11 protein-coding genes are annotated in these 16,091 nt (G+C 50.8%); 2 read left to right on the plus strand and 9 right to left on the minus strand.

What is annotated here, in order from left to right; all coding sequences use genetic code 11:
• Positions 1 to 119 precede the first annotated feature (119 nt).
• The gene (gene queD, locus MPHASIOC01_RS16040) at positions 120 to 485 is read left to right on the plus strand and encodes a 6-carboxytetrahydropterin synthase QueD (RefSeq protein ID WP_353612915.1); all 366 of its coding nucleotides are present in this window, start codon (positions 120 to 122) and stop codon (positions 483 to 485) included.
• A 40-nt stretch (positions 486 to 525) separates the two neighbouring features.
• Here queD and queE read toward each other — a convergent pair whose 3' ends face one another.
• The 8 genes from queE to rlmD form a co-directional block, all read right to left on the minus strand.
• Complete coding sequence (gene queE / locus MPHASIOC01_RS16045; RefSeq protein WP_064601045.1) at positions 526 to 1,197, minus strand: 7-carboxy-7-deazaguanine synthase QueE; 672 nt, start codon at positions 1,195 to 1,197, stop codon at positions 526 to 528.
• 1,129 nt (positions 1,198 to 2,326) lie between these two features.
• Positions 2,327 to 2,755 carry a hypothetical protein gene (locus MPHASIOC01_RS16050; RefSeq protein ID WP_231889232.1) on the minus strand — a complete coding sequence of 143 codons (429 nt, stop codon included), beginning with the start codon at positions 2,753 to 2,755 and terminating at the stop codon, positions 2,327 to 2,329.
• 9 nt (positions 2,756 to 2,764) lie between these two features.
• A complete protein-coding gene (locus tag MPHASIOC01_RS16055; protein ID WP_231889233.1) occupies positions 2,765 to 3,445 on the minus strand; it encodes a hypothetical protein in 681 nt (226 codons plus the stop codon).
• 725 nt (positions 3,446 to 4,170) lie between these two features.
• Entirely contained in the window at positions 4,171 to 5,469 is a 1,299-nt protein-coding gene (eno, locus tag MPHASIOC01_RS16060; RefSeq protein ID WP_353612916.1) for a phosphopyruvate hydratase, read from the minus strand.
• A gap of 190 nt (positions 5,470 to 5,659) precedes the next feature.
• A complete protein-coding gene (gene pyrG, locus MPHASIOC01_RS16065) occupies positions 5,660 to 7,297 on the minus strand; it encodes a glutamine hydrolyzing CTP synthase (RefSeq protein WP_064601047.1) in 1,638 nt (545 codons plus the stop codon).
• Positions 7,298 to 7,523: 226 nt separating this feature from the next.
• Entirely contained in the window at positions 7,524 to 8,315 is a 792-nt protein-coding gene (gene mazG, locus MPHASIOC01_RS16070) for a nucleoside triphosphate pyrophosphohydrolase (RefSeq protein ID WP_353612917.1), read from the minus strand.
• Positions 8,316 to 8,460: 145 nt separating this feature from the next.
• Positions 8,461 to 10,695 carry a GTP diphosphokinase gene (gene relA / locus MPHASIOC01_RS16075; protein WP_064601051.1) on the minus strand — a complete coding sequence of 745 codons (2,235 nt, stop codon included), beginning with the start codon at positions 10,693 to 10,695 and terminating at the stop codon, positions 8,461 to 8,463.
• Positions 10,696 to 10,739: 44 nt separating this feature from the next.
• Entirely contained in the window at positions 10,740 to 12,044 is a 1,305-nt protein-coding gene (gene rlmD / locus MPHASIOC01_RS16080) for a 23S rRNA (uracil(1939)-C(5))-methyltransferase RlmD (protein WP_064601053.1), read from the minus strand.
• Between the two features lie 54 nt (positions 12,045 to 12,098).
• Between rlmD and barA the strand changes: the two genes are divergently transcribed.
• Positions 12,099 to 14,864 (plus strand): two-component sensor histidine kinase BarA, encoded by a 2,766-nt coding sequence (gene barA / locus MPHASIOC01_RS16085; protein WP_064601055.1) that lies wholly within the window; start codon positions 12,099 to 12,101, stop codon positions 14,862 to 14,864.
• Between the two features lie 56 nt (positions 14,865 to 14,920).
• Here barA and MPHASIOC01_RS16090 read toward each other — a convergent pair whose 3' ends face one another.
• The gene (locus MPHASIOC01_RS16090) at positions 14,921 to 16,066 is read right to left on the minus strand and encodes a glycerate kinase (RefSeq protein ID WP_064601057.1); all 1,146 of its coding nucleotides are present in this window, start codon (positions 16,064 to 16,066) and stop codon (positions 14,921 to 14,923) included.
• Positions 16,067 to 16,091: the final 25 nt, after the last annotated feature.

Raw genomic sequence — 16,091 nt, forward strand, 5'->3', positions numbered from 1 at the left:
CGCGCCAGCACCTGGAAATCGCAGGCATATAAAGCAGGTGTAAAGACAAGTATTGTTAGTGCGTAAAACAGCCATTTAATGTACTATGCGGCGGTTTTTTTGCTTTACCAGGACTCCCTATGGCTACCAGCTTATTTAAAGATTTTACATTTGAAGCGGCGCACCGCCTTCCCCATGTTCCGGAAGGCCACAAATGCGGCCGCCTGCACGGGCATTCCTTTATGGTGCGCCTGGAAGTGACCGGCGAAGTTGACCCTTACACCGGCTGGATTATTGATTTTGCCGAACTCAAAGCCGTATTTAAGCCGACCTGGGAGCGCCTTGATCACCATTATCTCAACGATATTCCCGGGCTTGAAAACCCCACCAGTGAAGTGCTGGCGAAATGGGTATGGGATCAACTCAAGCCTCAGTTACCCTTGTTGAGCGCAGTAATGGTTAAAGAGACTTGCACCGCAGGTTGTGTTTACCGCGGCGAAGTCTGATTCCCCTCGCGTGCCCCAAAAGCGGGGCACAGGCCCCACCTCAGGCAATATTCAGGTATTTGTGCGTCTGCATGGATAAACGCCAGTTACGTGCAATACAGGTTTCAATACATAAACGTGTGGCGTCTTCTTTCTGGCTGATGGGCTGGAGCGCGATAATACGTGGTTTCTCATCAGTGAGCGTTGCCAGCAGGGCATCCAGCGCTTCGATATCCCGTACCCGGCCTACCGGGTGTTTGATTTCATCGGCCCGCACCAGTGCCTGCCCCAGCACATCGTAACCCCCGCGCATATTCACTTTGGGTGAAACGGTAACCCAGGTGTTTGCCGTTGCCTGCACCTCATGCGTACCACTGGTTTCAATCTGGCACTGGTAACCGTGTTGCTCCAGCAACTGAGTAAGCGGCGTTAAATCGTGAATACAGGGCTCACCACCGGTAATCACCACATGGCGCGCGGTATAGCCCTGACGGTTGATAACAGCAAGCAACTCTTCTGGTGTTGACGCTGCCCACTTGTCACTCTCTTTCGTTTTCGCCATAACCGAAAACAGCGAGACTTCCCGTTCCGCGAGCTTATCCCAGGTGTGTTTAGTATCACACCAGGCACAGCCAACCGGGCAACCCTGTAAGCGAATAAAAATGGCGGGGACGCCAGTAAAGTAGCCCTCGCCCTGCAAGGTCTGGAAAATCTCATTAATCGGGTACTGCATAGTCAACTCGGTAAAGGAATAAACCATTATTATCGCAGATCCTGGCGGGCAGATCATGTTGGTAATGTAACCGTGCACAGAACCGAAAATATCAGGATAGGGCCAGGGGCCTATCTCACGATCAGCCTCCACCCACACCACCGTACATACGTGTCCGTATACGGCGGGTCGGTTATGTTGACCGCCGCCTTCCTATAGCTCTGGCAGGCCCGGTCTGATGAACAGGCGATTCGGGAGTGCTATGCTCAGTGCCGGATACAGCTTATCCGCCATTGCTTATGGCAGCTCCCTACCGTTTGCGCTGCAAGGTCTTTACTTACTCCCCCGGCTGACCACTGTTCGCTGTTTTTACTGTGACCCGGCACCGGTTTCCCCTCTGCTTTAGCCTGATTACGCCAGTTATACGGAGTAGTAGCTTCGGATATTTCTTCTATCTGTGCAACTGCGGCCGCAGTCATGTTGCAGGGGGAAAGTAGCCGAAAATCAATGAATTGACTTTCCTGTTTTTTTATTGGGTGTCATCCTCTCGTTCTGTGCGAACATGAGGTTTGTCATCAGACTCAAAGCCCCCAAAGGAGATTTTAAATACAACTTAACACTTTGAAATAAAAGAATTTGCTTCATGTCATATCCACATGTTGACCACATCGATACTAGAAGAGGCCCCGCGAATGCGGGGCTTTCTTTTAATTATCCGTTTCGACAAATACTCCCTCGAAGACAACGAATAAACCGTAACCAGCCGCCCTGACAGGCGACTTTTTAATACCCGCCATCACACGCCCTTAGAGCGACGACACACCGCCGCAATCGACAACCTCCCAACGACTCACCCGACACCATCACAACGCGATAGCGAGCCGCTGAGACGCGAGGAAAATAAATAACCCGGCTCAGCGCGCAATGCTTTCCCCGCCACGCCTGCCCGGTTAACGGGTTGCTTTTAATGCAGGTACATCAGGAGCCCCGAGCCCTGCCAGCGCTGATGCTGGCTGACAAACGCTGGAATGTAAAACGGATGCAAACTCATGCACCTGATGCATGCAGAGTTTAAAAACGACATAATCGCCAGTAAATGGCATAAAAAGACCGGCATTCTAAGTGCCGGTCTTGTGGCTTAATTCAAGCATCAGTTTTGCCATGAAATGATGTCGTCCAGACCAGAGAGCAGGTCGGGAAAGTAACTTTCATCAATATCGAAGGAATCATCAAGAGTAATACTGTCAGCATGGTTTTCAGGCTTAAGTACCATACTAACGCCAACAGTTCCGGCAAAATGTGCCTGATGAAACTTAAGCACAACCTGCTCGAATGCCGAGGTTAAATTAATATCCTTAAATTTCGCCCCTGCCTTTAAGGCCTGATGGAAATCATGTGTATCATTCCTGAACTGCTCCAACTGACCGACAAAAAACTCTGCAGCAAACTCTGTTTTTAAGGCAGGGATTGAGAATTCAACCCAAACCATAATACGGCTATAGGCAGGCTCTTCGGGCTCAGCCAGCCTTTCATAAGGCGTTAATTTAAGGTGCCTGTCACCGCTTGTGATATCTATCATGATCCCCTCTTACGGCATGTACTGAAAATGCATGATAGTCCAGTCAGCTTCCCTGACCAAAACCTCAAGACGGTAAGACTTATAAATATAAGTGCCTTTATTTTGCCTGTCTTCCACAAGCTTATACATACGAGCCTCGTAACGGAAAAGCCCTGGCTTTTTGAGAGGATCCGGCTTTCTTATGCCATAACGAATGGCCTTTTCCTGAATCTGTAAAGGCACATAACGACCAGGGGTCAGCATGTGCTTTGCCGATGACTCACTCATCCTGAGCGCGCGAACTGATAAGCCCATTTTAAGACGGCCGCGCAAGAGACTGATGGTAGCCTCACTGAGCCTCACAGTTACGGCGGCTTTGACACCACTTTCCAGTAACGCCTTACCTGCCCGTAAAAGACGAAATGCACCAAAAGCAATTAAAGCGAGGTCTGTTGGGTCAATCAGGGGGGCCTCTAATGGCGCTTCTTCCAGCCTGACAAACATGCCGTCTGCATCATAAATCTGCCATAAACCGGGAGCCTGAGCGACGGAATAACCAATACACATCCCGCTTTCGTCATCAACGATGGGTTTTGAGTTCAGTGGAGGATTGCGGGGGCGAAATTCGAAATATTCACCGGCTGGCAATGTAGACTGGAAGGTGTAGAAACGTCCTGGCTCGTCTGTAATTAATCCAACGCTCATTGTCATGATTTCCTTTTGGGCTAACCTTTGAGTCATCATAAAGGACGTTTTTACTTCAATCTACTTTTCCTGATTCTGATTTTATCGACTTAGAAGCTAAGGTAATCCTCCCATTTTTAACCGTAGTTAAAAGTAGAGATTAAGCAGCCGGACAGCAGTTGCGCTTTCAGCTCCCTCCGGTCAGTGGTGTTTCAGGTGGCCCGCCAGTTCGCTTACGCTCCCGCCGCACCTTTATTCGCTTTCACTCTTTTCAAGGCTTGCCTGAGATTGACTGGTTCACAGATGGCTTCCATCAGCCACGCTGCTGACGACGGACTTTCTCTGCTCGCCGGTGCCTGCACGGTTTCAGCCTCCTGTTCGCCAGTTAGCCTACCCTACGGTACGCTCAGTTCTGAATGCAGAACGACGGACAGGCCTTCTGGGGTAAGTTCGGCATCTTTCACCACGCCCTGCCCAATCTACCACCCCGGCTCTTGATGGTTATCGCCTTTTTAATCAATGAATTGCTCAGCCAGCCGGGTAGGCCTTTTATCGGGTTTCTGTTCGTCAGGTCATGGTTTTGCTTCACGCTTCCTTCAGACCCCACCTCGCGACGGCGCCCTTGCGCTTCACTAGTCCTTTGCCACCAACAGGCTGGACAGGGGATTTTCACCCCCCGATGTGCTGAGCATGCCCGGCACACCACAAAAAAACCCGCCGAAGCGGGTTTTTTTCAGTAACAGAGCAGACGATTAAGCCTGGCCTTTCACTTCTTTCAGACCGTTGAACGGTGCGCGGTCACCCAGAGCTTCTTCGATACGAATCAGCTGGTTGTATTTAGCAACACGGTCAGAACGGCTCATAGAACCGGTTTTGATCTGGCCTGCTGCAGTACCTACCGCCAGATCAGCGATGGTTGCATCTTCAGTTTCGCCTGAACGGTGAGAGATAACGGCAGTGTAGCCAGCATCTTTCGCCATCTTGATAGCAGCCAGAGTTTCGGTCAGAGAGCCGATCTGGTTGAATTTGATCAGGATGGAGTTAGCGATACCTTTTTCGATACCTTCTTTCAGGATTTTGGTGTTGGTTACGAACAGATCGTCACCAACCAGCTGGATTTTGTTGCCCAGCGCTTTAGTCTGGTATGCAAAACCTTCCCAGTCAGATTCGTCCAGACCGTCTTCGATAGATACGATCGGGTACTGTTTGGTCAGGTCTTCCAGGAAGTGAGTGAACTCTTCAGAAGTGAAGGCTTTGTTACCTTCGCCAGCCAGAACATATTTGCCGTCTTTGTAGAATTCAGAAGCAGCACAGTCCATAGCCAGAGTAACGTCTTTGCCCAGCTCATAGCCAGCAGCTTTAACAGCTTCAGCGATAACAGCCAGTGCTTCTGCGTTAGAACCCAGGTTAGGCGCATAGCCACCTTCGTCACCAACAGCAGTGCTCATGCCTTTAGATTTCAGAACTTTAGCCAGGTTGTGGAAAACTTCAGAACCGATACGGATCGCTTCTTTAACAGTTTTAGCGCCAACAGGCTGAATCATGAATTCCTGGATGTCCACGTTGTTATCAGCGTGTTCACCACCGTTGATAATGTTCATCATTGGCAGCGGCATGGAGTATTTACCCGGAGTGCCGTTCAGTTCAGAGATGTGTTCGTACAGCGGCATACCTTTAGCAGCAGCGGCAGCTTTGGCGTTAGCCAGAGACACAGCCAGAATTGCGTTAGCACCGAAGTTAGATTTGTTTTCAGTACCATCCAGATCGATCATGATCTGGTCGATAGCAGCCTGATCTTTAGCGTCTTTACCCAGAACAGCCTGAGCAATCGGGCCGTTTACCGCAGCAACAGCTTTGGTTACGCCTTTACCCATGAAACGGGATTTGTCGCCATCGCGCAGTTCCAGCGCTTCGCGGGAACCAGTGGAAGCACCTGACGGGGCTGCAGCCATACCTACGAAACCGCCTTCCAGGTGAACTTCGGCTTCAACAGTCGGGTTACCACGAGAGTCGATGATTTCACGACCGATGACTTTAACGATTTTGGACATTAGGTTTTCCTCAGTACAAGTTAAACTAAAACTCCAGACAACAACGCGCCAGTGTAGCCCATTACAACTGTTTTAGCCCGCTAACGTTTCCAGGTAACCAGGTATAACCACCAGGTCCCGTGATACGTTCGCGGGCTACGTTACCAGCGTGGCAGGCGCTTACCGACCCCGCCGCGTTGCTGTACTAATATTACTTTTCTTGCCGTTTCTGGTATTCACCAGCGGCTTTCACAAAGCCCGCAAACAGCGGATGCCCATCGCGCGGCGTTGAAGTGAACTCCGGGTGGAACTGGCAGGCCACAAACCACGGATGATCAGGCACTTCAATAATTTCAACCAGTTGGTCATCACCGGAACGCCCCGCAATACGCAGCCCTGCGGCTTCAATTTGTTTCAACAACATGTTGTTGACTTCATAGCGATGACGATGACGTTCAACAATCACCGGCGCGCCATACATTTTACGCACCAGGCTGTCGTCGCTCAGTTGGCATTGCTGGCCGCCTAAACGCATTGTCCCACCCAGATCACTTTTCTCAGTACGGACTTCAACATTACCGTCTTCGTCACGCCATTCAGTAATCAGTGCAACCACCGGGTACTTACAGTCTGGCACAAATTCAGTTGAGTTAGCATCCTGCATCCCTACCACATCGCGTGCAAACTCAATCAGCGCGACCTGCATCCCCAGGCAGATACCCAGGTAAGGGATTTTGTTCTCACGGGCATAACGCGCGGTGGCAATTTTGCCTTCCACACCACGGTAGCCAAAGCCGCCGGGGATAAGGATTGCATCGAGGCCTTTAAGCAGCTCGGTGCCACGCGTTTCTACATCCTGTGAATCGATAAGCTTGATATTCACTGTTAAACGGTTTTTCAGACCACCGTGTTTCAGTGCTTCAATTACCGATTTGTATGCATCTGGCAGTTCGATGTATTTGCCCACCATACCGATGGTCACTTCGCCTGCCGGGTTTGCTTCTTCGTATAAAACTTGTTCCCACTCGGAAAGGTTGGCTTCCGGGCAGGTTAAGCTGAATCGTTTACAAATATAATCGTCCAGCCCCTGTGATTTCAACAGGCCCGGAATTTTATAGATAGAATCGACGTCTTTCAGAGAAATAACAGCTTTTTCCGGGACGTTACAGAACAAAGCAATTTTCGCACGTTCGTTGGCCGGAACTGCACGGTCGGAACGGCAAATCAGGATATCTGGCTGGATACCAATAGACAGCAGCTCTTTTACAGAATGCTGCGTCGGTTTGGTTTTCACTTCACCAGAAGCACCCAGATATGGAACCAGCGTCAGGTGCATGTACAGGGTACGTTCACGCCCGACTTCGGCTGCCATCTGGCGAATGGCTTCCAGGAATGGTAAAGATTCGATATCGCCAACGGTACCGCCGATTTCAACCAGAACGACATCGTGGCCTTCGCCACCTTCAATGATGCGCTCTTTGATAGCGTTAGTGATATGCGGGATAACCTGAACTGTCGCCCCAAGGTAGTCACCACGACGTTCTTTACGCAAAACATCGGAGTAAATACGCCCGGTGGTGAAGTTGTTACGACGGGTCATCTTGGTACGGATGAAGCGCTCGTAGTGGCCAAGGTCCAGATCGGTCTCAGCGCCGTCTTCAGTAACGAACACTTCCCCATGCTGGATTGGACTCATCGTACCCGGATCGACGTTGATGTACGGATCCAGTTTCATCATGGATACATTGAGCCCGCGGGCTTCGAGAATAGCGGCAAGGGAGGCTGCGGCAATGCCTTTACCCAGAGAGGAAACAACCCCGCCGGTCACAAAAATATAGTTCGTTGTCATGCTGAACCTGAGAAGTTAGGTTTAAAAGACGATGGAATAACCAGGACGGGAAAGTAGTATACCTGAACAGCGCATTGCTCACAAACTTTCATTCTTCACTCTCTGGCCGGACACCGAACGTGGTACGACCGAAGAAAATAGCTTGTCAGCAATAAATGTTTTTGACGTAAATCAAGCGCTTGTTATTTAATTTTTCTGCTAACTCGCGCTTGCTCGTAAAAACCATTTAAATATCAATTTCCTGGCACTTAACTTGCTGCCATGCGCGTTCCATCTGTTCCAGAGTGGCCTGTTCGAGTGTCAGCCCCTGCTGGCGGATAATCGCCTCAACCTGGCGAAAACGGCGTTCAAATTTCAGGTTCGCTTTTTGAAGTGCTGTTTCGGCCTTTTTCCCTAAATGGCGCGATAAATTGACTGTGGCAAACAACAAATCGCCCACTTCTTCTTCCAGTTTATCTTCATCCACCACCGCCTGGCTGGCTTCATGCATAACTTCATCAATTTCTTCATGCACTTTTTCCAGAACCGGGCCAAGAGTAGTCCAGTCGAACCCTACGGCTGAGCAGCGTTTTTGTATTTTGTGTGCCCGCATCAACGCTGGCAGTGAGTGCGGGATATCATCCAGTACTGAAAATTGTTCTTTTTCTGCACGCTCTTCACGCTTAGTTTTTTCCCAATTGGCAAGCACAGCTTCACTGTCATTCAGTGTGGCATCACCAAAAATGTGTGGGTGACGGCGCTCAAGTTTATCGCTGATGGCGGCGCATACACTGGTGAAATCGAAATGCCCGGCTTCCTGTGCCATTTGTGCATAGAACACCACCTGAAATAATAAATCCCCCAGTTCGCCACGCAAATCGTCAAAATCTTCCCGTGCAATCGCATCCAGCACTTCGTAAGTTTCTTCCAGAGTATAGGGAGCGATACTGGAGAATGTTTGTTCTTTATCCCACGGACAACCACTTTGCGGGTCACGTAAGCGCCGCATAATGCCCAACAGGCGTTCTATTTCGGTCATTTCGGTTCCTTAAAGATTACAGCGAGAAAACAAACCATGAGGGATGACTACCGACTGGCATGGCCTGTGGAAATAACACTCCCGGGCTGAGAACCCAGCCGGGAGTGTATCAACGGGTGAGAGATAGACATTAAAACAGTGTGAGTTAACCGTGCAAACGGCGTGCGTCAATCACATCCGGCAGTTGGTTAAGCTTGCTCAGGACACGCCCCAACACCTGCTGGTTGTAAATTTCGATATCCATATCAATAGTGGCCAGTTGCTGCTTCACATCGCTGCGGCTGGCAACACCCAGCACGTTAACTTTTTCGTTTGCCAGTATGGTGGTGATATCACGCAACAGGCCACTGCGGTCATTTGCCGTTACCCGCACCACCAGCGAATAACCACTGGAATAGCTTTCACCCCACACCGCATCAACCACGCGTTCCGGCGCATTGGCCTGTAACTCCGCCAGTTGCTCGCAGTCTGCACGGTGAATAGAAATACCGCGCCCCTGGGTGATATAGCCCGTGATATCGTCCCCTGGTATCGGTTGGCAGCAACGGGCGATATGGTGCATCAGGTTCCCCACGCCTTCCACCACAACCCGGCCATTGTCCTTGCGGCTTTGGCTTTGCGGTGTATAGGTTTTTTGCTGAAGCTGTTTTAACGCCTGGGCATCCTGCTCTTCCGCACTGGGCTTGTTGAACTGCGATTGCAGGAAATTCACCATTTGGTTAAGGCGAATATCGCCTCCGCCAATCGCTGCCAGTAATTCATCCACTTCATTGAAGTTGTAACGCGGCAACAGATGTTTTTCAGCATCTTTCAGGCTGATACCTAAATGCGCCAGCTCATCATCAAGGATCTGCCGCCCGGCAAGGATATTTTTATCGCGGTCCTGCTTACGGAACCAGGCGTGAATTTTGGCCCGCGCACGGCTGGTTGCCACATAACCCAGGTTGGGGTTTAACCAGTCCCGGCTTGGGTTAGGTTGTTTCTGTGTGATGATGTCAATCTGGTCACCCATCTGCAATTGGTAGGTGAACGGGACAATACGCCCACCTATTTTCGCGCCAATGCAGCGGTGGCCCACATCACTGTGGATGTGGTAGGCAAAATCGAGCGGCGTAGACCCGGCAGGCAGGTCAACGACATCGCCTTTCGGGGTAAAGACATAGACCCGGTCGTCGAATACCTGGCTGCGCACTTCATCCAGCATTTCACCGGTATCCGCCATCTCCTCTTGCCAGGCTATCAGTTTACGCAGCCAGGCAATGCGGTCTTCATGGCCTGAACGGCCACTGGCCGATGCTGTGCCTTCTTTGTACTTCCAGTGCGCGGCAACACCCAGTTCAGCGTCTTCGTGCATCTGTTTGGTACGAATCTGGATCTCTACCGTTTTCCCTCCCGGCCCCAGCACCACTGTATGAATTGACTGGTAGCCATTGGGTTTAGGGTTCGCGACATAGTCATCGAACTCATCGGGTAAGTGACGATAATGGGTATGCACAATACCCAATGCCGCGTAGCAATCCTGTAAACGTTCAGCCACGATGCGCACAGCACGCACATCAAACAACTCATCAAACGCCAGATGCTTTTTCTGCATCTTGCGCCAGATGCTGTAAATGTGTTTTGGCCGGCCGTAAACCTCGGCCTTCACACCTTCTTCTTTGATGGCTTCACGCAATTGACCAACGAACTCTTCGATGTAGTGTTCGCGATCAAGCCGCCGCTCGTGCAGCAACTTCGCAATCCGTTTGTACTCATCAGGGTGCAGGTAGCGGAAGCAATAATCTTCCAGCTCCCATTTCAGTTGCCCGATACCCAGGCGGTTCGCCAGTGGGGCATAAATATTGGTACATTCTTTTGCAGCCAGTACCCGCTCATCTTCCGGCGCATCTTTCACTTCGCGCAAATGCACAATACGTTCAGCCAGTTTGATGACCACGCAGCGGAAATCATCCACCATGGCCAGCAGCATACGGCGAACATTATCAACCTGTTCTGATGAGACTGCGTCGGTATGGGTGGCTTTCAACTGGCGAATGGCGTCCATGTCGCGTACACCATGAATCAGCGTGGCGACCGATTTTCCCATGGCTTCCTGGATATCACTTTCGCTGACCACCTGGTTATCTGCCAGCGGGAACAGCAGTGCGGCGCACAGCGTGTCGGTATCCATGCTCAGCATAGTGAGGATTTCTACCATCTCGACACCACGCCACAGAATCAGGTTGGCATCGTCATGGCCTGCAATTTGCTGCTGGCAATAGCGCACGGTATCCGTTAAACGGGCGCACGACTGCTGGCTCGCTATACCCAGACTTTTTATCCACGTTTCAGGGGCAAACTCGCCAACGTTATTGATATGTGCACTTCTTACCGCAACCATTGTCCTCTCCTTTCGGGACTCATTCTGGCAGATGGGAGCCAGTGTCAATCTTTTGCTTTTTCGAACAACACCATCGATTCCAGGTGACCAGTGTGCGGGAACATGTCCAACATTACCAGCCGTGTTATCTGGTAACCCGCGGCCTGTAATGCTTCACTGTCACGCGCCAGAGTCGCCGGGTTACAGGATACATAAACAACCTTTTCTGGCGCGAGCCGGATAACCTGAGGTATGGCCACAGCAGCGCCCGCCCGGGCCGGGTCAAGTAATACTTTGGTAAAACCCTGCCTGGCCCAGGGTTGCCGGGTAACATCCGATTCCAGGTTCTCATGGTAGAACATGGCGTTCAGGCAACCATTATCAAGGGCATTTTGTTGCGCCTTTTCTACCAAAGCCAGAACCCCTTCCACCCCAACAACCTGCGCCGCGCGTTTCGCCAGTGGCAGGGTAAAATTTCCCATGCCACAAAACAGGTCCAAAACCCGGTCCTGTGGTGTAACAGCCAGCCACTCGCAAGCCCGTGCCACCATCTGCTGATTCACCTGGTCATTCACCTGGATAAAATCTCGCGGGCTAAAGCTTAAGCGTAGACCGTCCGACAGATACCAGGGGATGTCACCGCTGATTCTTGTTAATACGTCACTTTCCGGTGCCAGAAACAGTGTCACCTGGTGTAAATGCGAAAATTGTTCCAGTTTTTCCTGGTCTTGCGAATTTAACGGGCGAATGTGGCGCAGCACCATGACAGGGCCATTTTCAGCATCCACCAGTTCCACATGGCCGAGATAGCGCGCACCCTGTAATTGTTGTAAACAAGTTTGCAGTGGTTTTAATAATGCTTCAAGGCGACGCACCAAAACCGGGCATTGCTGTATGGTTACCAGCTCATTACTGGCACTTTTGCGAAAGCCCATCTGTAAAGACTGCGTTTTGGCAATAAAATTCAGGCTGAGCCTTGCCCGGCGGCGGTACGCCCAGGGTGCACCTGTAATGACATCATCTACCGGGCGTTTCAACATGCGGGCCAGAGAGCGTGATTTACTTTGCTGCTGCAACGCAACTGAAGCATGTTGTTGTTGGCAGCCGCCACATACGCCAAAATGGGGGCAGACGGGTGAAACCCGTTCCGGGCTGTCATTTAGCCTGCGTAACAGTTTTCCTTTGGAATACTGGCGTTTATCTTCTGTGATGGTGACATCAACACGTTCACCCGGCAATGCGCCAGGAATAAACAGTGCTTTACCGTTGTGGCGTGCCACGCCTTGCCCAAAGGTGTCCAGGTCGTCAATAGTAACGGTGAGTGATTGACGCGTCGCCACGCGTCTTTTTGCAGAGTAGAATTGCGCCATGTGCTCGTTTTTACTTAATAATTACTGCGACATATTGTCCCATACTGGAACGTCATGACCAACTACAGCCTCAGAGCCCGAATGATGGTACTGATCCTGGCACCCACGGTGTTGATCGGTTTGTTGTTGAGTATCTTTTTCGTTGTGCATCGCTATAACGATTTACAACGCCAACTTGAAGATGCCGGAGCCAGTATCATTGAACCGCTGGCTGTCTCCAGTGAATACGGCATGGACCTGGATAACCGTGAATCGATACGCCAGTTAGTCAGTGTGTTGCATCGCCGCCATTCGGATATTGTACGCGCCATCGCGGTGTATGATGACAAGAACAACCTGTTTGTTACATCTAATTACCATCTTTCGCCGGATAATTTACGCCTCGCGCCCGGCCAGCCTGTCCCCCAAAAGCTCACTGTCACACAGCAGGACAGCAATAGCCTGATACTCCGTACCCCCATCATTTCTGAAGGTTACCAACCGGATGAATCCCCGGCAGCTGGGGCAAAACAGCCACATAATACACTGGGCTATGTCGCTCTTGAGTTAGATTTGCGCTCAGTACGCTTGCAGCAGTACCAAGAAATTTTCATGGCATCACTCATGCTTATTCTCTGTGTGGCTATCGCGCTTGGGTTTGCCTGGCGCTTAATGAAAGATGTCACCCGCCCGATTCGCAATATGGTCAATACGGTAGACCAGATACGCCGTGGGCAACTCGATACGCGTGTCGAAGGTTTTATGCTTGGCGAACTTGATATGCTGAAAAATGGTATCAATGCTATGGCGATGTCGATAACGGCTTACCATGAAGAAATGCAGCATAACGTTGACCAGGCGACATCCGATTTAAGGGAAACCCTTGAGCAGATGGAAATCCAGAACGTTGAACTGGATCTCGCGAAAAAACGCGCTCAGGAAGCCGCCCGTATCAAATCCGAATTTCTGGCGAACATGTCCCATGAATTGCGTACTCCCCTTAATGGTGTCATTGGATTTACCCGCCTGACACTCAAAACAGAGCTTAACGACACACAACGCGACCACCTGCAAACCATAGAGCGCTCAGCCAATAACTTGCTGGCGATAATCAATGACGTTCTGGATTTTTCCAAACTGGAAGCGGGCAAACTGATTCTGGAAAGTATCCCCTTTTTGCTCCATAACTCGATGGATGATGTGGTCACTTTGTTGGCGCATTCCGCCCATGACAAAGGCCTTGAGCTGACACTCAGTATCAAAAATGATGTGCCGGATAGTGTAATCGGCGATCCGCTGCGCTTGCAGCAAATCATCACTAATCTGGTAGGGAACGCCATTAAATTCACGGAACAGGGCAACATTGATATTGTGGTGGAGTGCCGTTCACGCGCCAATCAGAAAGCGCAAATTGAGATACGTATTCACGATACAGGTATCGGTATTCCTGAACGCGATCAATCACGGTTATTCCAGGCATTCCGCCAGGCCGATGCCAGCATTTCACGCCGTCACGGTGGTACCGGACTGGGGCTGGTTATCACACAAAAATTAGTTAATTCGATGGGCGGAGATATCTCGTTCCACAGCCAGCCCGGCCAGGGTTCAACGTTTTGGTTCACGATTAATATCGACCTGAACCCTAATGCCATCATAGATGTGCATATCACTGAGTTTCTGGCAGGCAAACATATTGCTTATATTGAACCAAACCATACCGCAGCACAAAGTACACTTGAATGGCTGGAATCCACACCAGCGCAAATCTCATGGCGTGCCAAACTGGATGATTTAACAGCAGAAAATATCGATGTACTGATCATGGGAGTGTCAGTGACCTCCCATCAACCACTATCGATGGAACAGGACTTATTTGCCCGGGCTTTGCAGCGCTGTAACAGCCTGATTATTGCTCTGCCCTGTTATGCGCAAATTGATGCAGAAGGCCTGAAAAAAGGCGGAGCAGCCGCCTGTATTCTGAAACCGATTACGCCAACCCGCTTGCTGCCACTACTGGCTGAATGTTGCGGTAATCACCCGGAACATCAAACGGATACCCACCCATACAGCCCTCTGCCAATAACGGTTATGGCTGTCGATGACAATCCGGCAAACCTGAAACTGATTGGTGTATTACTGGAAGACTTAGTGCAGCATGTGGTGCTGTGCAACAGTGGTCGTCAGGCTGTGGAAAAAGCCCGCACTGGTCATTACGACATTATTCTGATGGATATCCAGATGCCAGATATGGATGGCATTCATGCCTGCGAGTTAATTCGCCAGATGCCTCATTTACACAAAACGCCGGTCGTTGCGGTTACCGCCCATGCAATTGCCGGGCAGAAAGAAAAAATGCTGCGTGCCGGTATGAATGACTACCTGGCAAAACCGATTGAAGAAGATAAATTACGCAGCCTGTTATTGCGTTACCACTCCTCCGTGCATGGCGTACTACCCGCTGCCGCAGCCTTCCAGCAACAGGATAATCCATTACCTGCCAATGATGTCTCCCTCGACTGGCAACTGGCAATACGCCAGGCAGCTAATAAGGTGGATCTGGCCCGTGACATGCTGCAGATGTTGATAGACTTCTTACCAGAAGTACGCAATACCGTAGAAGAGCAACTGGTAGGGGAAGCACCTGGAGACTTGCTGGACAATATTCACAAACTGCATGGTAGCTGTGGTTATAGTGGTGTGCCCAGGCTGAAGAACCTCTGCTTCCTGATAGAGCAGGCACTGCGTAACGATACGCCAGCCAGTGACCTTGAGCCGGAATTCCTCGAATTACTGGACGAAATGGACAATGTCGCCAAAGCTGCGAAAAAAATCCTTGGATAACACACAACAACTGCCCATTACAGCCAATGGGCAGGCAGAGGCATCAGCAAAAGCGGTTAATGCGCCAGGTTTTGGCCCACCTGGAGAATGGCTGCAATGTTACGTGCGGTATGTTCCAGGTTTTCGCCAGCATCATTCAGAGCCTCTTCCAGGGGACACACCCGGCTCAGCACACTGAATACGGCATTCAGGCCATGCTGGTAAACCACAGAGACATCTCTGGACAGGCTGCCGCCAATCCCGATAACGGGCTTCCCAAAACGTACCGCAATACTGGCAACACCCACCGGCACTTTGCCGTGAATACTCTGGCTGTCGATACGCCCTTCTCCGGTAATCACCAGGTCAGCATCCTTGATGACATCCGCCAGTGACAGTGCTTCTGTCACTATTTCAATACCCGGACGTAAGCTTGCATTGCAAAAGGCATACAACGCCGCGCCCATCCCTCCGGCAGCCCCGGCACCCGGCAGATTCAGGACATTTTTATCCAGCGTTTGCGCAATAATGCCAGCATAGTGCTCCAGAGCCTTGTCCAGTTGTTCGACCATGTCAGCACAAGCGCCTTTTTGCGGGCCAAACACAGCTGAAGCTCCCTGAGGACCGGTCAATGGGTTGGTGACATCGCATGCCGCGTCAATCTGGCATTGCGCCAGGCGCGGGTCCAGGCCACTGATATCAATCCGGGCCAGTTTCTGTAATGCCGCTCCCCCTGCAGGCAGCGGCTGGCCCTGGCTGTCCAGTAAGCGGGCACCCAACGCCTGAATCATTCCCGCACCACCATCGTTGGTTGCGCTACCGCCCAGGCCAATAATGATATGCTTTACGTCCTTATCAAGAGCATGGCGAATCAACTCGCCGGTACCCCAGGATGTTGTCAGCAATGGATTACGCTGCTCAGGCGCAAGCAACTCAAGACCACTGGCGGCCGCCATTTCAATAAACGCCACATTGCCATCGCCGGATATACCGTAAAAACCGTCACAGCGTTCACCAAGAGGGCCTGACACACTGACTTCAATGATACGCCCCTGTGTTGCCGCTACCATTGCATCAACGGTTCCTTCTCCGCCGTCAGCAACAGGCACACACACATATTCAGCGTCAGGATAAATTTCCTGAAAACCTGACCGGATATGCCCGGCAACCTCTTGTGCACTCAGACTTTCTTTAAATGAATCTGGCGCAATCACTATTTTCATATGCCATCCCTCTGCTTAATGGTGA

It is taken from the genome of Mangrovibacter phragmitis (assembly GCF_040429585.1).
Taxonomy (GTDB): Bacteria; Pseudomonadota; Gammaproteobacteria; order Enterobacterales; family Enterobacteriaceae; genus Mangrovibacter; species Mangrovibacter phragmitis.